Genomic DNA, 26659 nt, shown 5'->3' with positions numbered 1-26659 from the left:
TCAATGCTCCCGGCTGGCGAAGTCGATGCGCGGATCGACCAGGGTGTAGGTGAGGTCGCCGATCAGCTTCACGATCAGCCCCAGCAAGGTGAAGATAAACAGCGTACCGAACACCACCGGGTAGTCGCGGTTGATCGCCGCTTCAAAGCTCATCAGGCCCAGGCCGTCGAGGGAGAAGATCACTTCCACCAGCAGCGAGCCGGTGAAGAAGATGCCGATAAAGGCCGATGGGAACCCGGCGATCACCAGCAGCATCGCGTTGCGGAACACATGGCCGTAGAGCACGCGGTGGTTGGTCAGGCCCTTGGCCTTGGCGGTGACCACGTATTGCTTGTTGATCTCGTCGAGAAAGCTGTTCTTGGTCAGCAGGGTCATGGTGGCGAAGTTGCCGATCACCAAGGCCGTGATGGGCAGCGCCAGGTGCCAGAAGTAATCGAGGATCTTGCCACCCCAGCTCAGCTCGTCGAAGTTGTTGGAGGTGAGTCCGCGCAACGGGAACCAGTCGAAATAACTGCCGCCGGCAAACACTACGATCAGCAGGATCGCAAACAGGAACGCCGGGATCGCGTAGCCGACGATGATTGCCGAGCTGGTCCACACATCAAAGTGGCTGCCATGGCGCGTGGCTTTGGCGATCCCCAATGGGATCGACACCAGGTACATGATCAGCGTGCTCCATAACCCGAGGGAGATGGACACCGGCATCTTTTCCTTGATCAGGTCGATGACCTTGGCGTCACGGAAGAAGCTGTCGCCAAAATCCAGGCGGGCGTAGTTCTTGACCATGATCCACAAGCGTTCCGGCGCCGACTTGTCGAAGCCGTACATCTTCTCGATTTCCTTGATCAGCGCCGGGTCCAGCCCCTGGGCGCCACGGTAGCTGGAACCGGCCACCGCGACTTCGGCACCGCCACCGGCGATACGGCTGGTGGCGCCGTCAAAGCCTTCGAGCTTGGCGATCATTTGCTCCACCGGGCCACCGGGGGCGGCCTGGATGATGATGAAGTTGATCAGCAAGATCCCGAACAGCGTGGGGATGATCAGCAACAGGCGGCGAAAGATATAGGCCAGCATTTAATCGCCTCCGCTCGCCGGGTCGGCGCTCGTCTGGGGGGGAACCGGCGGTTGCACATTCGGCTTGCTCCACCAGGTGGAGATGCCGACGTCGTACAGCGGCGAAACCTTTGGATGACCGAGGTTGTTCCAATAGGCCACGCGGAAAGTCTTGATGTGCCAGTTGGGGATCACGTAGTAGCCAAACTGTAGTACGCGGTCCAGGGCCTTGGCGTGGGCGATCAGGCTGACCCGGGTGTCGGAATCGATCAGTTGCTCCACCAGTTGATCGACAGCCGGGTCTTTCAGGCCCATATAGTTGCGGCTGCCGGGCTTGTCGGCGCTGGTGGACTTCCAGAACTCGCGCTGTTCGTTACCCGGCGACGACGATTGCGGGAAGCTGCCCACCACCATGTCGAAGTCCCGCGAGCGCAGGCGGTTGATGAACTGGGACACATCGACCCGGCGAATCACCAGATCAATCCCCAAGTCGGCGAGGTTGCGCTTGAACGGCAGCAGGATGCGTTCGAACTCGGTCTGGGCCAGCAGGAACTCGATGGTCACCGGTTTGCCGGTGGTATCGACCATCTTGTCGTCGACGATCTTCCAGCCGGCTTCCTGCAACAACTGGTAGGCCTCGCGCTGCTGGGCGCGGATCATGCCGCTGCCGTCGGTCTTGGCCGGTGCGAAGGCTTCAGTGAAGACTTGCGGCGGGATCTTGTCGCGCAGCGGTTCGAGGATCGCCAGCTCGTCCGGGCCGGGCAGGCCGGTGGCGGCCATGTCGGAGTTTTCAAAGTAGCTGCGGGTGCGGGTGTAGGCGCCGTTGAACAGTTGCTTGTTGCTCCATTCGAAATCCAGCAACAGGCTGATGGCCTTGCGCACGCGCACGTCTTCGAACATCGGCTTGCGCACGTTGAACACAAAGCCCTGCATCCCCGTGGGGTTGCCGTTCGGGATCTCTTCCTTGACCAAACGCCCTTCGGCCACCGCCGGCACGTTGTAGGCATTGGCCCAATTCTTCGCGCTGAACTCGGCCCAGTAGTCAAACTGCCCGGCCTTGAGCGCCTCCAGCGCCACGGTGGCGTCACGGTAGTAGTCGGTGATGCGCTGGTCGAAGTTGTACAGGCCCTTGTTGATCGGCAGGTCTTTGCCCCAATAGTCCTTGACCCGCTCGTAACGCACCGAACGCCCGGCCTTGACCTCGGCCACCTGGTAAGGGCCGCTGCCCAGCGGAAATTCCAGGTTGCCCTTGTTGAAGTCGCGGGTGGCCCACCAGTGTTTCGGCAATACCGGCAATTGGCCGAGGATCAGTGGCAATTCGCGGTTGTTGGTGCGCTTGAACTTGAACAGCACGCGCAACGGGTCTTCGGCGACCACTTCGTCCACATCGGCGTAGTAGGTGCGATAGAGCGGGGTGCCGTCCTTGATCAGGGTCTCGAAGCTGAACACCACATCGTCGGCGCGCATCGGGTGGCCGTCGTGGAAGCGCGCTTCGGGGCGCAGGTAGAAGCGCACCCAGCTGTTGTCCGGGGCCTTTTCGATCTTGCCGGCCACCAGGCCGTATTCGGTGAAGGGTTCGTCGAGGCTTTGGGTGGCGAGGGTGTCGTAGATCAGGCCGATATTGTCGGCGGGCACGCCTTTGCTGATAAACGGGTTGAAGCTGTCAAAGCCGGTCAGGCTGGATTCGCGGAAGGTGCCGCCCTTGGGCGCGTCGGGGTTGACGTAGTCGGTGTGCTTGAAGTCGGCGGGGTATTTGGGCGGTTCGTTGTACAGCGTTAGCGCATGTTGTGGGGCGGCGTGGGCCAGGTTGCACAGCAACAGGCCGGCGATCAATGCGTTGCGCACATACGTCATTGGGCTTTCTCCGAAGCTTTCAGCCACCATGCGCTCAGGCCCAGGCTGTAGGGCGGCGTGGTGACAAAGGCGAACCGGTTGCGGTACGCCAAGCGATGATAGTTGAGATACCAGTTGGGAATGCTGTAGTGCTGCCACAGCAGCACCCGGTCCAGCGCGCGGCCGGCGGCCAGTTGTGCGTCACGGGTCTGCGCCGCGAGCAGTTGTTCCAGCAGGTGATCGACAATCGGGTTGGCGATGCCTGCGTAGTTCTTGCTGCCCTTGATCGCCGCCTGGCTGGAGTGGAAGTACTGCCACTGCTCAAGGCCGGGGCTCAGGGTCTGGTTGAGGGTGATCAGGATCATGTCGTAGTCGAATTGATCCAGGCGCTGCTTGTACTGGGCGCGGTCAACCGTGCGCAGGCGTGCGTCGATGCCGATACTGATCAGGTTCTCGACATAGGGCTGCAGGATGCGCTCCAGGTTCGGGTTGACCAGCAGGATTTCGAAGCGCAGCGGTTGCCCATCACTGTTGAGCAGGCGCTGGCCGGACAGCTTCCAGCCGGCCTCGCCGAGCAGGGCCAGGGCGCGGCGCATCGTGTCGCGCGGGATGCCACGGCCGTCGGTCTGCGGCAGGCTGAACGGCTGGGTGAACAGGTTCACCGGCAACTGGTCGCGGTACGGCGAGAGCAGCAGCCATTCATGGCCCAGCGGCACGCCGGTGGCCGCGAATTCGCTGTTGGGGTAATAGCTCAGGGTTCGTTTATAGGCGCTGCTGAACAGGGTGCGGTTGGTCCATTCAAAATCGAACATCAGCCCCAGGGCTTCGCGCACCTTGGTCTGACTGAACGTGGGCCGGCGCGTGTTCATGAACAGGCCCTGGCTCTGGGTCGGGATCTGGTGGGCGATTTGCGCCTTGATCACGTCGCCACGGTTGACCGCCGGGAAGTTGTAGCCGGTCGCCCAGTTCTTCGCCTGATGTTCGATATAGATGTCGAATTCGCCGGCCTTGAAGGCTTCGAAGGCCACGTCGCTGTCGCGGTAGAACTCCACCTCGACCTTGTCGTAGTTATAGAAACCCTGGTTGACCGGCAGGTCCTTGCCCCAATAGTCCTTAACCCGTTCGAACACCAATTGCCGGCCTGGGGTGACCTTGGTCACACGGTACGGCCCACTGCCCAGCGGCGGTTCGAAGGTGGTGGCCTTGAAGTCGCGGTCTTTCCAGTAGTGCTGGGGCAGCACCGGCAACTCGCCCAGGCGCAGGATCAGCAACGGGTTGCCGGCACGCTTGAAGACAAAGCGGATGCGGTGACGGTTGAGCACATCGACCCGCGCCACCTCTTGCAGGTTGGTGCGGTACTGCGGGTGGCCTTCGGTCAGCAGGGTGCGATAGGAGAAGGCCACGTCATAGGCGGTGATCGGCTTGCCATCATGGAAGCGCGCTTCCGGGCGCAGGTTGAACACCACCCAGCTGCGGTCCTCGCTGTACTCCACCGACTGCGCGATCAGGCCATAGCTGGACGTGGGTTCATCACCGGATGGCGCGTACTGGCCAGTACCGACCACCAACGGCTCGTTCAGCTCATTGACGCCGTATTGCAGGAAATTGGGGGTGGAAACCGGGCTGGAGCCCTTGAAGGTGTAGGGGTTGAGCGTGTCGAAGGTGCCAAATGCCATGACCCGCAAGGTCCCGCCTTTCGGCGCTGCAGGGTTTACCCAATCGAAGTGGGTGAATTTGGCCGGGTACTTGAGCACGCCGAACTGCGTATAACCGTGGCTCTCGGTAATGGTCGCGTTCGCGGTAAAGCTCAAGGCCAGACTTATTAGTAGAAGGAGGGGACGCTTCAAGTCAGAGATCCGATCCAGGCGGCTTGGGCTTTATGATCGGTACAGTAACAGCTTGTTCCGGTTGGAAAAAGCATCTTGAAAATGGCAACAAGCCAATGTGGGAGCGGGCTTGTTGTGGCGAGGGAGCTTGCTCCCGCTGGGCTGCGTAGCGGCCCCAAAATCTTGGGAGCGCTTCGCACTCCAGCGGGAGCAAGCTCCCTCGCCACAGGCAAGCCTTGCCCCGGACGCTGAGTTATCAGCGCGGCCCGGAAACCACCAGCATCTGCCCCGGCTTCAAGGCCTGGCCAGTGCGCGGGTTCCAGCGCTTGAGATGTTGCATCTCGACGTTGAAACGCTTGGCGACGATGTACAGCGAGTCGCCTTTCTGTACCTTGTATTGCACGGGCTTCTTGCTGCCGGCCTTGGCCACCAGCTTGCGCGTGTCCTGCATCACCAGGGTCTGGCCGACTTTGAGCTGCTGGCCATTGAGCTTGTTCCAGCGTTGCAGGTCATGCACATCGACCTTGTTGGCTTTGGCGATCAACGTGAGGTTGTCGCCACTGCGCACCTTGTAGCTGCGGCTGCGCCCGGCAACGGCCTTGGTTTCAACTTCGTCGAACACCGGCTTTTTCGGACGCATGCTCAGCAATTCTTCCGGCTTCATCGTCGAAAGGGTGCTGGTCAACAGTTGCGCCTTGGAGGTTGGCACCAGCAGATGCTGGGGGCCGTCCAGGGTGGTGCGTTGCTTCAGGGCGGGGTTGAGCTGGAACAGTTCGTCTTCGTCGATCTCGGCCAGCGCGGCAACCCGGGACAGGTCCATGCTTTGCTTGACTTCAACCACTTCGAAGTACGGCTGGTTGGCAATCGGGTTGAGGTTCACGCCGTAGGCTTCGGGCGCCAGCACCACCTGGGACAGCGCCAGGAACTTGGGCACGTAGTCCTTGGTTTCCTGGGGCAGTGGCAGGTTCCAGTAGTCGGTGGGCAGGCCGAGCTTTTCGTTGCGCTCGATGGCCCGGCTCACGGTGCCTTCGCCAGCGTTGTACGCGGCAAGGGCCAGTAGCCAGTCGCCGTTGAACATATCGTGCAGACGGGTCAGGTAGTCGAGGGCGGCGGTGGTGGACGCGGTGATGTCGCGGCGGCCGTCGTAGGCGCGGGTCTGACGCAGGTTGAAGTAGCGCCCGGTGGAGGGGATGAACTGCCACAAGCCGACCGCATCGCTGCGCGAATAGGCCATTGGGTTGTAGGCACTTTCAATCACTGGCAGTAGCGCCAGCTCCAGGGGCATGTTGCGTTCTTCGAGGCGTTCGACGATGTAATGAATGTAGAGGCTGCCGCGTTCGCCGGCGTTCTCCAGGAAGGACGGGTTGCTGGCGAACCACAGGCGCTGTTGCTCGATGCGCGGGTTGACGCCAACGCCGTCCTGCAATTGAAAGCCCCGGCGCATGCGTTCCCATACATCCTGGGGCACTTCCGGGGCAGGCTTCTCTGAGAGCCAGATAACGGGTTTCTGCTTGATCTTGGCAGCAAGATTCGGTTTGGGTTGCACGGTGGATTGTGCAGCGTAATTTGTCGATTGGCAGCCCGCCAGAGTCGCGGACACAGCCACCGCCACGGCTTGAGCCAGGCGGGTCAATGCGTCTGAAGAGATGGATTTACGAATAGATGACGACATTGGCTGGAAGTAAGTTCCGGGCAAAAATGTCGGGCGATTCTAGAAAGCGCTTTGGTTCCGGTCAACCATTCAGAAATTACGTATCAGATTGCGTTGCCTTAGAACTTATCTTTCCAAGCCCTTAAGCTAGCAAACACCTCGGCCCCAGAGCGGTTGTCACGTCCATTCCGTTCGTCCGCTTTTTGTTTAACGGATGTTTCAGCGGTACGCAGGAAGGGGTTGGTACGCTTCTCCAGGGCCAGGTTGGACGGCAGCGTCATCTCACCGCGGGCCCTTAGCTGGCGGACGTTTTCCACCCGTTCGGTTATATCGGCGTTGTGCGGTTCCACCGCCTGGGCAAACTTGAGGTTGCTTTGTGTGTATTCGTGGGTGCAGTACACCAAGGTGTCGGCAGGCAGGGCGGCCAGGTGTTCGAGAGACGCGTGCATCTGCTCCGGTGTCCCTTCGAACAGACGCCCGCAGCCGGCGGCGAACAGGGTGTCGCCACAGAACAGCACGCCCTGGTGATAAAAGGCGATGTGGCCGAGGGTATGGCCGGGCACGCTATAAACGTCGAAGTCCCAGCCCAGTACGCTGATGCGGTCGTTGTCGTTCAGGGCCACGTCTCGCGCCGGGATTTTTTCGTTCGCCGGGCCGTAGACCTTGGCGCCTGTAACACTTTTCAGTTGCTCGACACCGCCGACATGATCATGGTGATGGTGGGTGATCAGGATGTCGCTGAGGGTCCAGCCGGGGTGCTGTTCGAGCCAGGCCATTACGGGCGCGGCATCGCCGGGATCGACCACGGCGCAGCGGTGGGTCTTGGGGTCTTGTAACAACCAGATGTAGTTATCGGTGAAGGCGGGCAGGGCACTGATCTGTATCATTCTTCGATTCGCCAAGCTGAACACATTGGTGCATCTTAGAACGTCTAGGCGAGTTGGAGAATGCAATGACTGATAAAGCGTTCGCCCAGGCCGATCCTGAGTGGCTGGCCCTGATCAGCGCCGCCCGCGAATGGCTGTCGGGGCCGATCGGGCAATTCCTGTTGGATGAAGAGCGGCGCATGCTCGAAGACGAGCTGGGCCGGTTTTTTGGTGGTTACCTCGTGCATTACGGCCCCTCGGCCCAGACCCCGCCGTCCGCACCGCAGGTGCAACGCAATGTGCGCCTCGGCGCACCGCTGCCGGGGGTGGAGATTGTCTGCGAGGAACAGGCCTGGCCGCTGAGCGAGCACGCCGCCGATGTGGTGGTGTTGCAGCATGGCCTGGATTTTTGCCTGTCGCCCCACGGCCTGCTGCGTGAAGCGGCGAGCAGCGTGCGCCCGGGTGGCCATTTGCTGATTGTCGGCATCAACCCCTGGAGCAGTTGGGGCCTGCGCCATGTGTTCGCCCACGACGGCCTGCGCCAGGCGCGCTGTATCTCGCCTTCGCGGGTGGGCGACTGGCTGAACCTGCTGGGCTTCGCGCTGGAGAAACGCCGCTTCGGGTGCTATCGTCCGCCGCTTGCCTCGACCAAGTGGCAGGCCCGGCTGGCCGGCTGGGAACGCCGCGCGGGCGCCTGGCAGCTGTCGGGTGGCGGCTTCTATTTATTGGTGGCGCGCAAGATCGTGGTGGGCCTGCGGCCCGTGCGCCAGTTACGGCGCGAACCCATGGGCAAGCTCGTGCCGATGCCGATGGCCAAGGTCAACCGCAAGCAAAGCGAACCGTAAAACTTCTTTTTGATTTCGAACCGAGTAACCGATGACCGATACCGTAGAACTCTTCACCGACGGCGCCTGCAAGGGCAACCCGGGCCCTGGCGGCTGGGGCGCGTTGCTGGTGTGCAAGGGCGTGGAGAAGGAGCTGTGGGGCGGCGAAGCCAACACCACCAACAACCGCATGGAGCTGATGGGCGCCATTCGCGGCCTGGAAGAGCTCAAGCGCCGCTGCAACGTGCTGCTGGTGACCGACTCGCAGTACGTGATGAAGGGCATCAATGAGTGGATGGTCAACTGGAAGAAGCGTGGCTGGAAGACTGCCGCCAAGGAACCGGTAAAAAATGCCGACCTGTGGCAACTGCTCGACGAGCAGTGCAATCGCCATGACATCACCTGGAAATGGGTGCGCGGGCACATCGGCCATCCTGGCAACGAACGCGCCGACCAGTTGGCCAACCGGGGTGTGGACGAAGTGCGCGGTTACAAGCAGAGCTGACGCCTACAGCGCAGCGATGGCCTGGGCCAGTTGCATATCACTGTAGGTTTGCCCGGGCAGGCGTTCGCGCACATGCGCCAGCGCCGACTCCAGGCGCACACCACGGATCTCGCCGTCGCTGGCGACGAAGGCTTCGGCGTCATCCCTGGCGGCCTGGACAATCTTGTCATCCTTGAATGAAGAGCTGGTGCCCTTGGTGGCGCTCATGGACAGGCTGACCATAAAGTCGGTGGTCATCACAAAACTGGTGGCGTGCGCCGTGCAGGCGCCGCCCATCAGCAGCAGGGTACACAGGGCTTTTGAGAGGTTCATGGTGTTGCGCAATCCGTGGTTGGCTGGGGCGTGCAGGCTAGCAAGAGGGCCTCGGGCAAACTGCGGCGGCTTTGCGAAAGAGTGTAAGAAACTGTGGAAACGTTAAGGCCTTGGGCCAGCCTTGGGCTGCTTGGGGCATGACGTGCTAATATCCCGGCCTTTGAAATACACCACCCGTTGAGAGCTGAACCCTGATGGCCATCCGATCCGTTGTACTCGATACCGAAACCACCGGCATGCCGGTGACCGATGGCCACCGGATCATTGAAATCGGCTGTGTCGAACTGATGGGGCGACGCCTCACCGGTCGTCACTTCCACGTCTACCTGCAACCTGATCGCGACAGTGACGAAGGCGCAATCGGCGTCCACGGCATCACCGACGAGTTCCTCAAAGGCAAGCCACGCTTTGCCGAAGTGGCCGATGAGTTTTTCGAGTTCATCAACGGCGCCCAGCTGATCATCCATAACGCGGCGTTCGACGTCGGCTTCATCAATAACGAATTCTCCCTGATGGGGGCGACGGATCGCGCGGACATTTCCAAGCACTGCTCGATCCTCGATACCTTGATGATGGCCCGTGAGCGCCACCCGGGTCAGCGCAACAGCCTCGATGCGTTGTGCAAACGTTATGGCGTCGACAACTCCGGCCGTGAACTTCACGGCGCCTTGCTCGACTCCGAGATTCTTGCTGACGTCTACCTGACCATGACCGGCGGGCAGACCAGCCTGTCCCTGGCCGGTAACGCCTCGGATGGCAGCGGCTCGGCGGAAGGCTCGGGCAACCGGCCTTCGGAGATCAGTCGCCTGTCTGCGGATCGCAAGCCCATCACCATCATCCGTGCCAGCGAGAAGGATCTGGTCGAGCATGCGCAGCGGTTGGAAGCGATTGCCAAGTCGGCGGGCGCGCCGGCACTGTGGACTCAACTGACCGAACAGTAAGCCCGGGCTGAATGTCATCCAAAATGTGGGAGCTCCCACACAAGCCAGCTCCCACCATTGAGCAGCAGTGCTTTCAAAATCTTCATTCGCTACATCCGCTCCCAGCTTCTACCCTTGAGTGCATAGCCCTCAGGACTCCGCGCACTCATGTACAAAGACCTGAAGTTCCCTGTGCTTATCGTGCATCGCGACATCAAGGCCGACACCGTTGCCGGTGACCGGGTTCGCGGCATCGCCCGAGAGTTGGAGCAGGAAGGCTTCAGTATTTTTTCCGCAGTGGACTACGCCGAAGGCCGGCTGGTGGCGTCCACCCATCATGGCCTGGCGTGCATGCTAATCGCCGCCGAAGGCGCCGGCGAGAATACCCACCTGCTGCAAAATATGGTCGAGCTGATTCGCCTGGCGCGGCTGCGGGCGCCCAACCTGCCGATCTTCGCCCTGGGCGAGCAAGTCACCCTGGAAAACGCGCCGGCTGATGCCATGAGCGAGCTCAACCAGCTGCGCGGCATTCTCTATCTGTTCGAAGACACCGTGCCGTTTCTCGCCCGACAAGTGGCCCGCGCTGCCCGCGCTTACCTGGACGGCCTGCTGCCGCCATTCTTCAAGGCGCTGGTGCAACACACCGCCGACTCCAACTATTCCTGGCACACCCCCGGCCATGGCGGTGGCGTGGCCTACCGCAAAAGCCCGGTGGGGCAGGCGTTTCATCAGTTCTTCGGGGAAAACACCTTGCGCTCGGACTTGTCGGTGTCTGTGCCGGAGCTGGGCTCGCTGCTGGATCACACCGGCCCGCTGGCCGAAGCGGAGGCGCGCGCCGCACGCAACTTTGGCGCCGACCACACGTTCTTCGTCATTAACGGCACGTCCACCGCGAACAAGATCGTCTGGCATTCCATGGTCGGCCGCGACGACTTGGTGCTGGTGGACCGCAACTGCCACAAGTCGGTGCTGCATTCGATCATCATGACCGGCGCGATCCCCCTGTACCTGTGCCCGGAGCGCAACGAACTGGGGATCATCGGCCCGATTCCATTGAGTGAGTTCAGCCCGGAATCGATCCGCGCCAAGATCGACGCCAGCCCGCTGACCCGTGGTCGGCCGCCGAAGGTGAAGATGGCGGTGGTCACCAACTCCACCTACGACGGGCTGTGCTACAACGCCGAACTGATCAAGCAGCAATTGGGCAACAGTGTCGAAGTGCTGCACTTTGACGAAGCCTGGTACGCCTACGCGGCGTTTCACGAGTTCTTCGCCGGGCGCTACGGCATGGGCACCTCGCGCACGCCGGACAGCCCTCTGGTGTTTACCACGCACTCCACGCACAAACTGCTCGCGGCCTTCAGCCAGGCCTCGATGATCCATGTGCAGGACGGTGGTGCGCGCCAACTGGACCGCGACCGTTTCAACGAAGCGTTCATGATGCATATCTCCACCTCGCCGCAGTACAGCATCATCGCCTCGCTCGACGTGGCCTCGGCCATGATGGAAGGCCCGGCCGGTCGCTCGCTGTTGCAGGAAATGTTCGACGAGGCCCTGAGTTTTCGTCGCGCCCTGGCCAACCTGCGTCAGCATATCGCTGCCGAAGACTGGTGGTTCTCCATCTGGCAGCCGCCCTCGGTCGCCGGCATCGACCGAGTGGCGACGGCGGATTGGTTGTTGCATCCCGAAGACGATTGGCACGGCTTTGGTGACGTTGCCGAGGATTACGTCCTGCTTGACCCGATCAAAGTTACGCTGGTGATGCCCGGTCTCAATGCTGGCGGAGCGCTGAGCGATTGCGGGATTCCGGCGGCGGTGGTCAGCAAGTTCCTCTGGGAGCGTGGACTGGTGGTGGAGAAGACCGGGCTGTATTCCTTCCTCGTCCTGTTTTCCATGGGCATCACCAAAGGCAAATGGAGCACCTTGCTCACCGAGTTGCTGGAATTCAAACGCAGCTACGACGCCAATGTCAGCCTCGCCAGTTGCTTGCCCTCGGTCTATGCCCAAGGCGTGGTGCGCTATCAGGGTCTGGGGCTGCGCGACCTGTGCAACCAATTGCACAGCTGCTATCGCAGCAACGCCACGGCCAAACACCTCAAGCGCATGTACACCGTGTTGCCGGAAATCGCGATGAAACCGGCGGACGCCTATGACCAATTGGTGAGGGGCGAAGTGGAGGCGGTTTCCATTGATGCCTTGCCAGGACGCATCGCAGCGGTAATGCTGGTGCCTTACCCGCCGGGCATTCCGCTGATCATGCCTGGGGAGCGGTTTACCGAGTCGACGCGGTCGATCATCGACTACCTGGCGTTTGCCCGTACGTTCGATAGCAGCTTCCCGGGTTTTGTCGCAGATGTTCACGGGTTGCAACACGAAGACGACGGCAGTGGTCGTTGTTACACCGTCGATTGCATCAAGGGTTAAGAATGTTTATGCAAGCTGTAATGAACCCGAAGTATCCAGGGCTCAGTGTGCGGGTCGCCGACGAGGGCTTCGATGCCTACGTGTGGGGCAATGACTTCAGCTTTGAGGTCAGCGCCTATGGCGTGCCGGAGATGGACGTGCGAGTCGATCAATGGGCGGTGGAACGCATCCTGCCGTACCGCAAGTGTTATGGCATCGACCCGGAAGAGTTCGCCAGTTTCCGTGATGCGCCCGACAGCGCGATCTTCATGGCCTACCTCGACGATCAAGCGGTGGGCCACATCGTGGTCAGCACCAACTGGAATGGTTTTGCCCATGTCGATGAATTGGCGGTGGCGTTGCCCGCACGGCGTCATGGGGTGGCGAAGGCGCTGCTGGATGTGGCGCAATTCTGGAGCCGCAAGAAAAACCTGCCGGGCATGATGCTCGAAACCCAGAACAACAACCTCGGCGCCTGCCGCCTGTACGAGCGTTGCGGCTACGTGATGGGCGGCATCGACCACTTGCGCTATCGCGGTATCGATCCGCAAACCCGTGAGGTGGCGATCTTCTGGTATCGGCTGTTCAAGAGCGAAGGCGCCAAGCCTTAACCCGCCAACAGGTCTTGCGCCTTCTGCGTGACAATCTCCAGCAATGCATTCAGTGCCGGGGAGGTTGCGCCGTCCTTGAGGGTCAGCGCATAGAGGTTGACCAGGATCGGCGGTGACAGCGGGCACGCATCCAGCCCGGCGTCCCGTGCGCCAAAGGCCGTGAACGGATCGACAATCGCCAGGCCTTCGCCGGCTTCTACCATGCTGCGCATCATCTGGTAGGTCTGCACGCGGGTCTGCACCACCGGCAGTGGGCGCAAGGCTTGCAGCTTGGCGTCGAGCAGGCGGCTCAGCGGGTCTTGGCCCTCCAGGCCGATCATCGACTGCCCGGCCAGGTCGGCCAGCGCAATGTACTTTTGCTTGGGCTTGAGCCAGCCGTGGGGCGCGAGCAATTGCAGTTTGCCCTGGGCCAGCACGGTGCTGTGGATTTGTGGGTGTTCCGGGTCATGCAGGCTCAGGCCGACCTCGGCCTCGTGCAGCAGCAGGCTCCTGACAATCTCTCGGGTCGGCTGGCTAGACAGGTTGCACGGCGTGTCCTGGAAGCGTCGGCGCAGTACCGCAATGCTTTGCGGCAGCAATTGATTGGCCAGCGGCGGGGTGCACAAGGCGCGCAGGGGCGGGGCGTGATGGTGTTTCAAGCGACTGGCCAGGCGTTGTACCGGCTCCAGCGCTTCGTACACCTGAGCGATGGTGGCTTGCAGCTCCAGGGTTTCGCGCGTGGCCTGCAGGCGCCCGCGCACGCTGGCGAACAGCATGAAGCCCAGTTGCTGCTCGGCGTCCTTGAGCGCGGCATCCACATCGCCCACGGGGAGTTGCAACCATTCGGCGGCCGTGCCGAGGTGTCCGGTCTGCAAGATGGCCTGAATCACTTCGATATGACGTAAACGCATCGGCGGAGTCTATGTGCAGCGCGCCGGGGATTCAATAGAATGGCTGCGCTGATCAACAACGACCAAAGCCGGCTCCCGGCACTTACAACAAAAACAGGTCTGGTCCCATATGCCTCTACCCTCGACATTCTTCGGGGTAACGGCCAAGCAACTCCTGGTCCTGGTGACCGTGGGGTGTGTGGCTGCTTATCTCTTCGACCTTCATGACAACACCACGCCGGACAATCTGGCACTTGAAGCGTTTGTCCGCTCGCAGGAGCAGGTGACCGAGCAGGTGGGCGCTGTGCTGGAGATTGCACTGGTCCGGCAGGTGGTTGCGCACCCCAGCAATGATGCCGCGGGCTACAAGCGTTCGTTGTATGCCGTAGAGGGCGAGCGGGGGAAGGTGTTGGTGGCGCTGAAGGAAGTCGAAGGTGAGCAGGGGATAGAGGTCACGCAGATCCGCCGCCCTTGATCACCCCGACCCAGTCAACGCCGTGCATGGCCAGGACTGAGCGGGTGGACAGGGCGTGGTCTTATGAAGCGAGGGTCGTTTCCGATTCGCGCACAATGATGATGCCCGACTGAATCAATTTGAATTCATCGCCTTCCAGCTTTTCTACACGGTCGCCAATGGCCAGCTTGTAGGTGGTGGTAGGCGCAGAGCCAGTCACATCGCCTTGCACCGGGTTGGATTCCTGGAACTCATGCACCGAATACACGCGTCCCTCTGCGTCTCTGGCATGAAACTGTCCGACTAGTACTGCTGCCATCTGTTTAGAACCTCTGGAGATAATCACTCGATTTGCGGTTCTGTAGACCGTCATGGAGCGGTGTAGTTTACCTACGTGAAAAAAATACTATTCGCTGTCGTTTTGAGACTATTCCTACAAGGTAAGGCACTTGGGGGATTCTCAAAACCTTCTGGTGAACGTGCCGCGAAGACTCTATAACTACACACTCCTTTAGTCAGACGTCGGGAAAACCTCCATGAGCAAGGTCTACACGATTGCCGTCCTGGTTGGCAGCTTGAGAAAAGAGTCGATCAACCGCAAGGTCGCCCTGGCCTTGGCCGCACTGGCCCCTGCCAACCTCAAGTTGAACATCGTCGAAATTGGCGATTTGCCGCTCTACAACGAAGACATTGACGGCGCGACACCGCCGGCAGCCTACAGTAGTTTCCGTCAGCAGGTGAGTTCATCCGACGCGGTGTTGTTCGTGACCCCGGAATACAACCGCTCCGTGCCGGCACCGTTGAAGAATGCGATTGATGTGGGCTCGCGCCCGTATGGCAAAAGCGCCTGGAGCGGCAAGCCCGGCGCGATCATCAGCGTGTCGCCGGGCGCCATCGGTGGCTTTGGTGCCAATCATCATCTGCGCCAGTCGCTGGTGTTTCTCGATGTGCCGTGCATGCAGCAGCCGGAAGCCTACCTGGGCGGTGCGGGGAGTGTGTTTGATGAGGCCGGCAAGCTATCGGAAAAGACCCGGCCGTTCTTGCAGGCGTTTATCGATGCCTATGGCCAGTGGGTAGCCAAGCAAAAAGCCTGACTTGGTAATGAGATCAAAATGTGGGAGCGGGCTTGCTCGCGAATTCAATCTGTCAGTTGATAAATACACCGACTGACACACCGCATTCGCGAGCAAGCCCGCTCCCACATTAGGTTTAGCGAAGCCAGTTGGTCCGCGCCAGCTCAATGACCTCGTCGCCACGCCCACTCATCACCGCCTTGAGCATGTACAGGCTGAAGCCTTTCGCCTGTTCCAGCTTGATGCTCGGCGGCATCACCAATTCCTGAGTCGCCGTCACCACATCCACCAACACCGGCCCATCATGTTCCAGGGCGCGGCGCAATGCAGGCTCCAGATCTTCGGACTGCTCCACGCGAATCCCCAGGATGCCCATGGCGTTCGACATGGCCGCAAAGTCCGGATTTTTCAGCTCGGTGCCGGCGTCCAGGTAGCCTGCGGCTTTCATCTCCATGGCCACGAACCCCAGTGAGGAGTTGTCGAAGACGATGACTTTTACCGGCAATTTCAACTGCGCCAACGAGATGAAATCCCCCATCAGCATGGCAAAACCGCCGTCGCCAGACATCGAGATCACCTGCCGGCCGGGAAATGCCGCCTGTGCACCGATGGCCTGGGGCATGGCGTTGGCCATGGAGCCGTGGTTGAACGAGCCGATCAGCCGGCGCTTGCCATTCATCTTCAGGTAGCGCGCCGCCCATACGGTGGGCGAGCCCACATCGGCGGTGAAGATCGCATCATCGTCCGCCAATTCACTGAGTAGGCGCGCCACGTATTGTGGGTGGATCGGTCGGTTGGCCTTTGAGGGCTGCGCAAGGTCATCCAAGCCCTGGCGGGCTTTCTCATAGTGCTTTAGCGAGGTGTCAAGAAAGCTGCGATCTGTTTTGCGCGTCAGGCGCGGCAGCAGGGCGGCGATGGTTTCACTCACGTCGGCGCAAATGCCCAGGTCCAGCGTGGCGCGACGCCCCAATGCTTGCGGGTTGCGGTCGATCTGGATGATCCGTGCGTCGGTGGGGTAGAACTGGCGGTAGGGAAAGTCAGTGCCGAGCATGATCAACGTGTCGCAGTCGAGCATGGCGTGGTACCCAGAGCTGAAGCCGATCAAGCCGGTCATGCCCACATCGAACGGGTTGTCCCATTCCACGTGTTCCTTGCCGCGCAAGGCGTGCACCACGGGCGCGCCCAAGGCATCGGCCAGGGCAACGACCTGGTCATGAGCACCGGCGCAACCGCTGCCGCAGAGCAGGGTGACTTTTTGGCTGTGTTCAAGGATGTCGGTGAGGCGTTGCAGATCCTGTTCCGCCGGCAAGGTGCGCGGGGTGTGCAGGGCAGGCCAGGGCTTGAGTTTGCTCTCCACTTCCAGCAACGACACATCCCCTGGAATCACCACCACCGCCACGCCGCGATTGAGGATCGCTGCGCGCATGGCGCGGTGCAGCACGTGGGGCATCTGCTCAGGGTTGGTAACCAGTTCGACAAAGTGGCTGCACTCCTTGAACAGTTCCTGGGGATGGGTTTCCTGAAAGTAATTAAGGCCGATCTCAGTGGACGGAATCTGCGCCGCAATCGCCAGCACCGGTACATGGTTGCGATGGCAGTCGAACAGGCCGTTGATCAAATGCAGGTTGCCTGGCCCGCAACTGCCGGCGCACACCGTCAACTCACCGGTGGCAGCGGCTTCGGCACCGGCGGCGAATGCGGCGACTTCCTCGTGGCGCACATGCATCCATTCGATGCTGTCCATGGTGCGCAAGGCGTCGGTGAGGCCGTTGAGGCTGTCGCCGGTCAGGCCCCAGATGCGCTTGATGCCCGCCTGTTCAAGGGTGGTCGCCAACTGCTGGGCCAGGTTGATTTTCGCCATGAAGAACTCCAATCGTCAGTGAGGTTAAAAACTGCTGATCAATAGGGGACAGTTCGATCATGGCGAATGCTCAGCCTTTATTGTGAAGATTGCGTCATGGCGGCGCGGTATTGGCGCGTACGCCGTGCGATAAACCACTGGTCGCGCACCAGCGCCATGCACGGCGCAACGTTGGCCTTGGGCCGGTGGCCACGGCTGAGGCGATGCATCTGGTAACGCACCACAGCGAGGATCGCCAGGGATGCCAGGGGCTTGCGCTTCCAGTCAATCGGCTTGAGTTGCGGGTTGGGATCGCGCCCCTCACGCCAGTGCTTGATCAGTTGCGGTTCCAGGGTCAGGGCGGTGGCGATCCCGGCCATGGCGATGCCGCTGTCGAGCACCTGCTGCACGATCGGCAGGCGGCGGATGCCGCCGGTGACCATCACCGGCATCTGGGCAATGCTGGCCAGCTCCGTGGCCATGTCCAGGAAGTACGCCTCGCGAGCCAAAGTGCGCCCGTCCCGCGCTTCGCCCTGCATGGCCGGTGCTTCGTAGCTGCCGCCGGACAGCTCCAACAGGTCGATGGGCAGCGGGTTGAGCATCTCGACCACCGCGCGGGCATCAGCCTCGGCAAAACCGCCGCGCTGGAAGTCTGCCGAGTTGAGTTTGACCGCCACGCAAAAGGACGGGCTGACGCTGGCACGCACAGCGTGGATCACCTCCAGCAGCAGGCGCGCACGGTTTTCCAGCGGGCCACCCCAGCGGTCGGTGCGTTGGTTGCTCAGTGGCGAAAGAAACTGGCTCAGCAGATAGCCGTGGGCGCCGTGGATTTGCACGCCGGTAAACCCGGCTTTCTCGGCCAGGCGGGCGCTGGTGGCAAAGCGCTGGATCACCTCCTGGATCTCGGCCTCGGTCATGGCCTTGGGCTTGGCGAACATCTTTGAAAAGCCGCCCAGGTCGAGGGCTACGGCGGAAGGCGCCACGGCTTGCTGACGCAGATTGGCCGGGGTCTGGCGCCCCGGATGGCTGAGTTGCACCCAGAAGTGCACGCCTTTGCCCCGTGCGACATCGGCCCATTCGCGAAAACTGTCCAGCTGTTGCTCGTCTTCCAGTGCGACACCACCGGGGCCGGTCATGGCGCGACGGTCAATCATCACGTTGCCGGTAATCAGCAGGCCCGGCTCACCCTCGGCCCATGCCTTGTAGAGTTGCTTCAATTCGCGGGACGGCGCCTGATTACCATCGGCCATGTTTTCCTCCATCGCGGCTTTGGCGATGCGGTTGGAGATGACTTGGCCATTGGGCAGTTGCAAGGCTTCAAAGGGTGACATGGGTTGACTCCTGAGCGGGGGAGGCCTCAGGCTAAGCTTAAAGTTAACTTTAATGTCAAGCAGGCGTTGGCGATGAATATAGGTGAGTTGGCAAAACAGAGTGGATTGGCGGCGTCACGCATCCGTTTTTATGAAGCTGAGGGGCTGATCAGCCAGGTGGGGCGCCAGTCCAATGGTTATCGGCGCTACTCGGCGGAGGCGTTGCAGACGCTGCAACTGATCCAGAGCGCACAACAGGCCGGCTTTACCTTGCAGGAACTCAAGGCGTTGATGCCAGCGCCAGGCGAGCACAAGCGTGAGGAGCTGATCGAGGCGCTGGAGCGCAAGGTGGTGCAGATCGAGGAGATGCAGGCGCAATTGGCCCACAGCAAGGCGCAGTTGTTGGGCGTGATCGAGGCGGTGCGGGCGCAGCCGGAAGGTGTGCCGTGTTCCATGGGGCAGAAGCAGGTGCTGGCGTCGATCAAACTCAATGGATAAAAAAAGCCCTGGCATGCCAGGGCTTTTCATGTGCCAGGACGCGGAGCGTCCGGGGCGGCGTTCCCACGCAGAGCGTGGGAACGATCATTAGCGGCGGCGGAACAGCGGCAGCGGTTCATCCGTTGCGGCCTGGTACGTCACGGAGAAGTCCTTGAGGCTTTCCAGTGCTTCATACGGGTCTTTGTCGGCGCGCAAGGCGAAGGCATCGAACCCGCAGCGGTGCAGGTAGAACAGTTGGTCACGCAAGATATCGCCAATCGCGCGCAGTTCGCCTTTGTAACCATAACGGTCACGCAGCAGGCGCGCGTTGGAGTAGTTGCGCCCATCGGTGAAGGCCGGAAAATTCAGCGCGATGACCTGGAAGTGCTCCACGTCAGCGCCGATCTCTTCGGCTTCTTCGTCGGCGTCCAGCCACACACCCAGGCCGCCATCGCGGGCCTTGAGGGCGTGCCCATGCTCGCGCCACAGGGCCAGCGGCACGATCAGGTCGTCGCAGTTGGAAATGCCATCGAAGCTCGCGTCCTTGGGCAGCAGGTGCCAGGTTTCGTCGAGGACTTCGTTGTTCTTAATGATTCGCTGCATAGACGCGCTCCTTGAACAGGTCGATGCCGATGCGCTGGTAGGTGTCGATGAAACGCTCATCTTCGGTGCGCTGTTCGATGTACACGTCGATCAGCTTGCCGATCACCTCGGGCATGGCTTCCTGGGCGAACGATGGGCCCAGGATCTTGCCCAGGCTCGCATCACGGCTGGCGCTGCCACCCAGGGACACTTGGTAGAATTCTTCGCCTTTCTTGTCCACGCCCAGGATGCCGATGTGGCCAACGTGGTGGTGACCACAGGCGTTCATGCAACCGGAGATGTTCAGGTCCAGCTCGCCGATGTCGAACAGGTAGTCCAGGTCGTCGAAACGGCGCTGGATCGATTCGGCAATCGGGATCGACTTGGCGTTGGCCAGGGAGCAGAAATCGCCACCCGGGCAGCAGATGATGTCGGTCAGCAGGCCGATGTTCGGCGTGGCGAAACCGCCTTCGCGCAGCTCGCCCCACAGGGTGAACAATTGGCTCTGCTCAACGTCCGCGAGAATGATGTTCTGCTCGTGGGAGGTACGCAGTTGGCCATAGCTGTAGCGGTCGGCCAGGTCGGCAACGGCGTCCAGCTGCTTGTCGGTGATGTCGCCCGGGGCAACGCCGGTCGGTTTCAGCGACAGGGTCACGGCCACGTAGCCTGGCTTCTTGTGCGCCAGGGTGTTGCGGCCACGCCAGCGGGCGAAACCTGGATGTTCCAGGTCGAGGGCTGCGAGCTCGGCGCCCTGGTTGCTCAGGGCCTTGTATTCAGGGTCGACAAAATGCTTGGCAACGCGATGCACTTCGGCTTCGGTCAGGGTGGTCTGGCCGCCGCGCAGGTGTTCCATCTCGGCGTCGACTTTCTGGGCGAACACCTCAGGCGTCAGCGCTTTAACCAAGATCTTGATCCGGGCCTTGTACTTGTTGTCACGACGGCCGTAGCGGTTGTAGACCCGCAGGATGGCGTCGAGGTAGCTCAGCAGGTCCTGCCATGGCAGGAACTCGTTGATGAACGCGCCGACTACCGGCGTACGGCCCAGGCCGCCACCCACCAGTACGCGGAAACCCAACTCGCCCGCTGCGTTGTACACCGGCTCCAGGCCGATATCGTGTACTTCGATGGCGGCGCGGTCCGAGGTCGAGCCATTGATGGCGATCTTGAACTTGCGCGGCAGGTAGGCGAATTCCGGGTGGAAGGTGGTCCATTGGCGGACGATTTCACACCAGGGGCGCGGGTCGATCAGTTCGTCAGCGGCAACGCCGGCGAATTGGTCGGTGGTCACGTTGCGCAGGCAGTTACCGCTGGTCTGAATGGCGTGCATCTGCACAGTCGCCAGTTCAGCCAGGATATCCGGCACGTCTTCCAGCGCCGGCCAGTTGAACTGTACGTTCTGGCGGGTGCTGATGTGCGCGTAGCCTTTGTCGAAGTCGCGGGCAATCTTGCCCATCATGCGCATCTGACGCGAGGTCAGTTGGCCATACGGCACGGCTACCCGCAGCATCGGCGCAAAGCGCTGAACATAAAGGCCATTTTGCAGGCGCAGAGGGCGGAACTCTTCTTCGCTCAGTTCACCTGCTAGGTAGCGTCGGGTCTGATCACGGAACTGCTTGACGCGGTCCTCGATGATGCGCTGATCGTATTCGTCGTATACGTACATATAGGTCCTGTTCTCGGCAAATCTGCGCGCACGGCCGCGCACTCCCAACGGAGCCGGCGCACGATACCAGTTTGCGTTTATGCGCAAAAGTGATGTTTGAGTATATGCAAATAACCAAAATGACTAATGAGACTGGTTCTCGCGATAACCACATTTGTCATGCGGACAATCATCGACTTTACTGAGGTCGAGTCTTAGTGCAGTCACCTATAAAACCGACAAGAGGCGATGCGATGAGCAATCCGACAAAAGCCCGTAAACCCGACAGTACCGTTGATGCCTGGGCCATTCTGTTCTTGATTATCCTAGTGGTGGGCACCGCCGTGTTCTGGGTGAGCCACCAATAAACGACGTTGATTGAGCCTCGATTGAGCAGCTAATTGCCACTATCATGGCGGTCATTGCTCAAGGCTTGAATGACGATGTTGAAGGTTCTGATTACGTGTGTGTGGTTGTTGGGGGCGGCGTACGGGGCTGTGGCTCATGCGACGTCTGTGGTGTTTATCAACCCGGGCCTGTCAACGGAAACCTTCTGGGTCAGTTACACGCAATTCATGCAGGCCGCGGCCAAGGACCTCGGCCTGGATTTGCGTGTGCGTTATTCCGAGCGTGATCCCCAGAATTATTTGGTCCAGGCCAGGGACGTGCTGCAAGGCACTGCGCGGCCCGATTATCTGGTGCTGGTGAACGAGCAATACGTGGCGCCGCAGATTCTGCGCATGGCCCAGGGCAGCGGGGTCAAGCTGTTGATTGTGAACAGCCTGCCAACCCCCGACCAAGTGCAGATGCTCAACGGGCGCAACGCCGCGCAATGGATCGGCAGCCTGGTGCCCAACGACGACGAAGCGGGCTACCTGATGCTCACCGATCTGCTGCGCCAGCACGGTCCGGTTGCCCCCGGCCAGTTCCTCGACCTGTTGGCGTTTTCCGGGGTCAAGAACACCCCCTCTGCGCAGTTGCGCGAACAGGGCATGCGCCGAGCGTTGGCGCAGCATCCGCACGTGCGCCTGCGCCAGTTGGTCTACGGTGAGTGGACGCGCGAGCGCGCCTTCGAGCAAGCGACGCAACTGTTCAAGCGCTATCCGCAGACAGCGCTGGTATGGTCGGCCAACGATCAAATGGCCCTGGGCGCGATGCAGGCCCTGCAACGTAGCGGGCGCACACCGGGCAAGGACGTGCTGTTCAGCGCGATCAACAGTTCACCGGAGATATTGCAGGCACGCCTCGATGGGCGGTTGAGCACCTTGGTGGCCGGGCATTTCACCCTGGGTGGCTGGGCGATGGTGTTGATCAGCGATGATGCCGCGGGTGTGGATTTGGCTGCGCACGGCGGGCGTGACCGCCAGGCTGCGTTATTCCAGTTGATCGATGGCGCCCAGGCGCAACGATTGCTCGGGCCGCTGCCGGCGGTGAACTTCCGCGCTTTGTCGGCCAAAGGCAAGCCGGCGTCCTACCGCTACCCGTTCAACCTGCAACTGCTGCTGCGCTAAATCCCGGCGAGGTGCAGCACCAGCTTGACGATACCGAACAGCGTCAAGGCAAACACCGCCGTGAACAGGATGCCCAGGATCACAAAGTGGCTGGGCTTGCCGTGGGTAAAGTCGCGGGCGCGGTTCTTGCCGCTCTGTACGCCAAAGGCTGCCGCCATGACGCTGTGGAGCATCTGCCAGAAGGTTGGGGGCTTGTTGTCTGTTGGATCGTCCATACATCCTCCGCTGCAAAGAGCCTGAGGACAGCATAGACGCTGTGGCGAGGGAGCTTGCTCCCGCTGGGCTGCGTAGCGGCCCCACGATCTTGGGAGCGCTGCGCACTCCAGCGGGAGCAAGCTCCCTCGCCACAAGAAGCCTGCTGTCAGTTGTCGTAACCCAAGTTCGGCGCCAGCCAGCGCTCGGTCACGCTCAAGTCCTGGCCTTTACGCGCGGTGTAGCTCGCGACCTGGTCCTTGTCTATCTTGCCCACGGCAAAGTACTGCGCTTGCGGGTGCGCGAAGTACCAGCCGCTGACCGCCGCCGCCGGGAACATCGCGTAGTGCTCGGTGAGGAACACGCCGCTGCGACCGGCTTCCATCTCGCGCGCTTCGGGATCGAGCAGTTGGAACAAGGTGCCTTTCTCGGTGTGATCCGGGCACGCCGGGTAACCCGGGGCAGGGCGGATGCCGCTGTACTGCTCCTTGATCAGCGCCTCGTTGTCCAGTTGCTCGTCCTTGGCGTAACCCCAGTAGTCTTTACGCACTTGCTGGTGCAGCCACTCGGCGCAGGCTTCGGCCAGGCGGTCGGCCAGGGCCTTGACCATGATCGAGTTGTAGTCGTCGCCCGCGTCCTGGTATGCCTTGGCCACTTCCTCGGCGCCGATGCCGGCGGTGGTGATAAAACCACCCACGTAGTCGGTTACGCCGCTGTCTTTTGGCGCGACGAAGTCGGCCAGGGAGAAGTTCGGCTTGCCGTCGGTCTTGATGATCTGTTGGCGCAGGTGATGCAAGGTCGCCAGGGGCTGGCCATCATCGCCATAGACTTCCAGGTCATCGTCCTTCACCTGGTTGGCCGGCCAGAAGCCGAACACCGCGCGAGCGCTGATGAGCTTTTCGTCGATCAGCTTGGCGAGCATTTCCTGGGCGTCGGCGTACAGCGCGGTGGCGGCTTCGCCGACGACTTCATCGGTGAGGATGCGTGGGAACTTGCCGGCCAAGTCCCAGGAAATAAAGAACGGTGTCCAGTCGATGTACTCGGCCAGTACCTTGAGGTCGATGTTGTCCAACACCTTGGCGCCGGTAAAGGTCGGCGTCACCGGGGTGTAGGTGCTCCAGTCGAACTGCGGCTTCTTGGCGATGGCGGCCGGGTAGCTCAGGCGCTCGGTGCGGGCGCTGCGGTTGGAGGTGCGCTCGCGCACGTCGATGTAGTCCAGGCGAGTTTTCTCGACGAAACCGGCCTTCAATTCCTTGGATAGCAACTGCGTGGCCACGCCCACCGCGCGGGAGGCGTCGGTCACGTAGATCACGGCATCGTTGCTGTACTTGGGTTCGATCTTCACCGCCGTGTGCGCCTTGGAGGTGGTCGCGCCACCGATCATCAGCGGCAAGTGGAAGCCCTGGCGCTGCATTTCGCGGGCGACGTGGACCATTTCATCCAGGGACGGCGTGATCAGGCCGGACAGCCCGATAATGTCGCACTTCTGCTCCTTGGCCACCTGCAGGATTTTCTCCGCCGGCACCATCACGCCCAGGTCGACGATGTCATAGCCGTTGCAACCCAGCACCACGCCGACGATGTTCTTGCCGATGTCATGCACGTCGCCTTTCACCGTGGCCATCAGGATCTTGCCCTTGGCTTCCGGTTTGTCGCCTTTTTCCAGCTCGATGAACGGGATCAGGTGGGCCACGGCCTGCTTCATCACGCGGGCGGATTTCACCACTTGTGGCAGGAACATTTTGCCCGCGCCAAACAGGTCGCCGACGATGTTCATGCCGGACATCAGCGGGCCTTCGATCACTTCGATTGGCCGCGCGAACGACTGGCGCGACAGCTCGGTGTCTTCGACGATGTGGGTGGTGATGCCTTTGACCAGTGCGTGCTCCAGGCGCTTGTTGACTTCCCAGCCACGCCATTCCTCGGTCTCGGCTTCCTTGACGCTGCCGTCGCCCTTGTACTTGTCGGCGATTGCGAGGAGGGCGTCGGTGCCTTCCGGGGTGCGGTTGAGCACCACGTCTTCCACGGCGTCACGTAGCTCGGCCGGGATCTGATCGTAGATCTCCAGTTGGCCGGCGTTGACGATGCCCATGGTCAGGCCGTTGCGGATCGCATGCAGCAGGAACACCGAGTGGATCGCCTCGCGCACCGGGTTGTTGCCACGGAACGAGAACGACACGTTGGACACGCCGCCGGAGGTCAGCGCGTACGGCAGTTCGTCGCGGATGTAGGCACAGGCGTTGATGAAGTCGACGGCGTAGTTGTTGTGCTCCTCGATGCCGGTGGCGACCGCGAAGATGTTCGGGTCAAAGATGATGTCTTCCGGCGGGAAGCCCACTTCATTGACCAGGATGTCGTAGGAGCGCTTGCAGATCTCTTTCTTGCGCGCTTCGGTGTCGGCCTGGCCGGCTTCGTCGAACGCCATCACGACCACCGCTGCGCCATAGCGCTTGCACAGCTTGGCGTGATGAATGAACTGCTCGACGCCTTCTTTCATGCTGATGGAGTTGACGATGCCCTTGCCCTGGATGCACTTCAGGCCGGCTTCGATCACTTCCCACTTGGATGAGTCGATCATGATCGGGACGCGGGAGATATCCGGCTCGCCGGCGATCAGATTGAGGAAGGTCACCATGGCCTTCTTCGAATCCAGCATGCCTTCGTCCATGTTGATGTCGATGATCTGGGCGCCGGCTTCCACCTGCTGCAGAGCGACTTCAAGGGCTTCGGTGTAGTTGTCCTCACGGATCAGCCGGGCGAAACGCGCGGAGCCGGTGATGTTGGTGCGTTCGCCGACGTTGACGAACAACGAGCTGCGATCAATGGTGAATGGCTCCAGGCCCGACAGGCGGCAAGCCTTGGGAATGTCCGGGATCGGGCGCGGTGCGTAACCGGCCACGGCCTTGGCGATGGCTTCAATATGGCCCGGCGTGGTGCCGCAGCAACCGCCGACGATATTGAGGAAGCCGCTCTGGGCGAATTCTTCGATGACCTTGGCAGTTTCCGACGGCAGTTCATCGTATTCACCGAATTCGTTGGGCAGGCCGGCGTTGGGGTGCGCGGATACGTGGGTGTTGGCCTTGTTCGACAACTCTTCCAGGTACGGACGCAGTTCGCTGGCGCCCAGGGCGCAGTTGAGGCCCACGGAAATCGGCTTGGCGTGGGCGACGGAGTTCCAGAACGCTTCGGTGGTCTGGCCCGACAGGGTACGGCCGGAGGCGTCGGTGATGGTGCCGGAGATCATGATCGGCAATTCGATATTCAGCTCTTCGAACACACCCTGCACGGCGAAGATCGCCGCCTTGGCGTTAAGGGTGTCGAAAATGGTTTCGATCAGAATCAGGTCGGCGCCGCCTTCGATCAGGCCTTTGGTGGCCTCGGTGTAGTTTTCCACCAGTTCATCGAAGGTCACGTTGCGGTAGCCGGGGTTGTTCACATCCGGCGACAGCGAGCAGGTACGGCTGGTCGGGCCGAGCACGCCAGCGACGAAGCGCGGCTTATCCGGGTTTTCGGCGGTCTTGGCGTCAGCGATCTTGCGCGCCAACCGTGCGCCTTCTACGTTGAGTTCGTAGGCCAGTTCTTCCATGCCGTAGTCGGCCATGGAGATGCGCGTGGCGTTGAAGGTGTTGGTTTCGAGGATGTCGGCGCCAGCATCCAGGTAGGCTTTTTCGATGCCGCCGATCACGTCGGGACGGGTGAGCACCAACAGGTCGTTGTTACCCTTGACGTCGCTTGGCCAGTCGGCGAAGCGTTTGCCACGGTAGTCTTCTTCTTCCAGTTTGTAGCTCTGGATCATCGTGCCCATACCACCGTCGAGGATCAGGATACGTTCCTTGAGGGCTTGATGAAGGGCTTGCAGACGAACGCTACGATCGGACATGGGACTACTCTAGGTCAGGCATTAC

The 26659-nt window shown here is 61.1% G+C and carries 23 protein-coding genes; 9 read left to right on the top strand and 14 right to left on the bottom strand.

Annotated elements, in window-relative coordinates; translation table 11 throughout:
- The 5 genes from ACU688_RS24595 to gloB form a co-directional block, all read right to left on the bottom strand.
- Positions 1–1074, bottom strand: a complete 1074-nt coding sequence (locus tag ACU688_RS24595) for a microcin C ABC transporter permease YejB (protein WP_017738566.1) — start codon at positions 1072–1074, stop codon at positions 1–3.
- On the bottom strand, positions 1075–2907 hold the full coding sequence (locus ACU688_RS24590) for an extracellular solute-binding protein (protein ID WP_448186718.1): 1833 nt from the start codon (positions 2905–2907) through the stop codon (positions 1075–1077).
- Complete coding sequence (locus tag ACU688_RS24585; protein ID WP_448186717.1) at positions 2904–4733, bottom strand: extracellular solute-binding protein; 1830 nt, start codon at positions 4731–4733, stop codon at positions 2904–2906. The genes ACU688_RS24590 and ACU688_RS24585 overlap by 4 nt, the downstream gene beginning before the upstream one ends.
- A 235-nt stretch (positions 4734–4968) precedes the next feature.
- Positions 4969–6384: a transglycosylase SLT domain-containing protein gene (locus tag ACU688_RS24580; protein ID WP_124529145.1), complete on the bottom strand. Its 1416-nt coding sequence runs from the start codon at positions 6382–6384 to the stop codon at positions 4969–4971.
- 98 nt (positions 6385–6482) lie between these two features.
- Entirely contained in the window at positions 6483–7250 is a 768-nt protein-coding gene (gloB, locus tag ACU688_RS24575) for a hydroxyacylglutathione hydrolase (RefSeq protein WP_448186716.1), read from the bottom strand.
- A gap of 65 nt (positions 7251–7315) precedes the next feature.
- Here gloB and ACU688_RS24570 point away from each other — a divergent pair, with 65 nt between their 5' ends.
- Positions 7316–8074 (top strand): class I SAM-dependent methyltransferase, encoded by a 759-nt coding sequence (locus ACU688_RS24570; RefSeq protein WP_017738571.1) that lies wholly within the window; start codon positions 7316–7318, stop codon positions 8072–8074.
- Between the two features lie 31 nt (positions 8075–8105).
- Entirely contained in the window at positions 8106–8558 is a 453-nt protein-coding gene (gene rnhA / locus ACU688_RS24565; protein ID WP_017738572.1) for a ribonuclease HI, read from the top strand.
- A gap of 3 nt (positions 8559–8561) precedes the next feature.
- Here rnhA and ACU688_RS24560 read toward each other — a convergent pair whose 3' ends face one another.
- Positions 8562–8870 carry a DUF2388 domain-containing protein gene (locus ACU688_RS24560; RefSeq protein WP_448186715.1) on the bottom strand — a complete coding sequence of 103 codons (309 nt, stop codon included), beginning with the start codon at positions 8868–8870 and terminating at the stop codon, positions 8562–8564.
- Between the two features lie 200 nt (positions 8871–9070).
- Between ACU688_RS24560 and dnaQ the strand changes: the two genes are divergently transcribed.
- From dnaQ to ACU688_RS24545, 3 genes are all read left to right on the top strand, one after another.
- Complete coding sequence (gene dnaQ / locus ACU688_RS24555; protein WP_448186799.1) at positions 9071–9811, top strand: DNA polymerase III subunit epsilon; 741 nt, start codon at positions 9071–9073, stop codon at positions 9809–9811.
- Between the two features lie 147 nt (positions 9812–9958).
- Positions 9959–12214 (top strand): Orn/Lys/Arg family decarboxylase, encoded by a 2256-nt coding sequence (locus ACU688_RS24550; protein WP_448186714.1) that lies wholly within the window; start codon positions 9959–9961, stop codon positions 12212–12214.
- Positions 12215–12222: 8 nt separating this feature from the next.
- Positions 12223–12804 carry a GNAT family N-acetyltransferase gene (locus ACU688_RS24545; RefSeq protein WP_448186713.1) on the top strand — a complete coding sequence of 194 codons (582 nt, stop codon included), beginning with the start codon at positions 12223–12225 and terminating at the stop codon, positions 12802–12804.
- Here the strand turns inward: ACU688_RS24545 and ACU688_RS24540 are convergent.
- Positions 12801–13694 (bottom strand): LysR substrate-binding domain-containing protein, encoded by an 894-nt coding sequence (locus tag ACU688_RS24540; RefSeq protein ID WP_448186712.1) that lies wholly within the window; start codon positions 13692–13694, stop codon positions 12801–12803. The two genes, ACU688_RS24545 and ACU688_RS24540, sit on opposite strands and share 4 nt — an antisense overlap.
- Positions 13695–13803: 109 nt before the next feature.
- On the opposite strand from ACU688_RS24540, the gene ACU688_RS24535 reads away from it, so the two are divergent.
- Positions 13804–14148, top strand: a complete 345-nt coding sequence (locus ACU688_RS24535; protein ID WP_448186711.1) for a hypothetical protein — start codon at positions 13804–13806, stop codon at positions 14146–14148.
- Positions 14149–14209: 61 nt separating this feature from the next.
- Here ACU688_RS24535 and ACU688_RS24530 read toward each other — a convergent pair whose 3' ends face one another.
- Positions 14210–14446, bottom strand: a complete 237-nt coding sequence (locus tag ACU688_RS24530) for a hypothetical protein (RefSeq protein ID WP_448186710.1) — start codon at positions 14444–14446, stop codon at positions 14210–14212.
- Positions 14447–14663: 217 nt separating this feature from the next.
- Between ACU688_RS24530 and ACU688_RS24525 the strand changes: the two genes are divergently transcribed.
- Entirely contained in the window at positions 14664–15221 is a 558-nt protein-coding gene (locus ACU688_RS24525; RefSeq protein WP_448186709.1) for an NADPH-dependent FMN reductase, read from the top strand.
- Positions 15222–15336: 115 nt separating this feature from the next.
- Here ACU688_RS24525 and poxB read toward each other — a convergent pair whose 3' ends face one another.
- Positions 15337–17061 carry a ubiquinone-dependent pyruvate dehydrogenase gene (gene poxB, locus ACU688_RS24520; RefSeq protein ID WP_448186708.1) on the bottom strand — a complete coding sequence of 575 codons (1725 nt, stop codon included), beginning with the start codon at positions 17059–17061 and terminating at the stop codon, positions 15337–15339.
- Positions 17062–17138: 77 nt separating this feature from the next.
- On the bottom strand, positions 17139–18371 hold the full coding sequence (locus tag ACU688_RS24515) for an NADH:flavin oxidoreductase/NADH oxidase family protein (protein WP_448186707.1): 1233 nt from the start codon (positions 18369–18371) through the stop codon (positions 17139–17141).
- 72 nt (positions 18372–18443) lie between these two features.
- Between ACU688_RS24515 and ACU688_RS24510 the strand changes: the two genes are divergently transcribed.
- Positions 18444–18848: a MerR family transcriptional regulator gene (locus tag ACU688_RS24510; RefSeq protein ID WP_207046014.1), complete on the top strand. Its 405-nt coding sequence runs from the start codon at positions 18444–18446 to the stop codon at positions 18846–18848.
- 87 nt (positions 18849–18935) lie between these two features.
- Here the strand turns inward: ACU688_RS24510 and ACU688_RS24505 are convergent, their stop codons facing one another.
- Together ACU688_RS24505 and ACU688_RS24500 are read right to left on the bottom strand one after the other, a co-directional pair.
- On the bottom strand, positions 18936–19430 hold the full coding sequence (locus ACU688_RS24505) for a DUF934 domain-containing protein (protein ID WP_448186706.1): 495 nt from the start codon (positions 19428–19430) through the stop codon (positions 18936–18938).
- Complete coding sequence (locus tag ACU688_RS24500) at positions 19414–21072, bottom strand: nitrite/sulfite reductase (RefSeq protein WP_448186705.1); 1659 nt, start codon at positions 21070–21072, stop codon at positions 19414–19416. Before ACU688_RS24500 ends, ACU688_RS24505 begins: the two co-directional genes overlap by 17 nt.
- A gap of 422 nt (positions 21073–21494) precedes the next feature.
- Between ACU688_RS24500 and ACU688_RS24495 the strand changes: the two genes are divergently transcribed.
- Positions 21495–22562, top strand: a complete 1068-nt coding sequence (locus tag ACU688_RS24495; RefSeq protein ID WP_448186704.1) for an ABC transporter substrate-binding protein — start codon at positions 21495–21497, stop codon at positions 22560–22562.
- On the opposite strand, the gene ACU688_RS24490 is transcribed toward ACU688_RS24495, so the two are convergent.
- Complete coding sequence (locus ACU688_RS24490) at positions 22559–22777, bottom strand: DUF2970 domain-containing protein (RefSeq protein ID WP_257782581.1); 219 nt, start codon at positions 22775–22777, stop codon at positions 22559–22561. The genes ACU688_RS24495 and ACU688_RS24490 overlap by 4 nt on opposite strands.
- 146 nt (positions 22778–22923) lie before the next feature.
- A complete protein-coding gene (gene metH, locus ACU688_RS24485) occupies positions 22924–26634 on the bottom strand; it encodes a methionine synthase (protein WP_448186703.1) in 3711 nt (1236 codons plus the stop codon).
- Positions 26635–26659: the final 25 nt, after the last annotated feature.

This window comes from Pseudomonas acericola (SeqCode) (genome assembly GCF_053456465.1).
The sequence above is the reverse complement of the archived record's forward strand: the minus strand, read 5'-3'. Positions and strand labels throughout refer to the sequence as shown.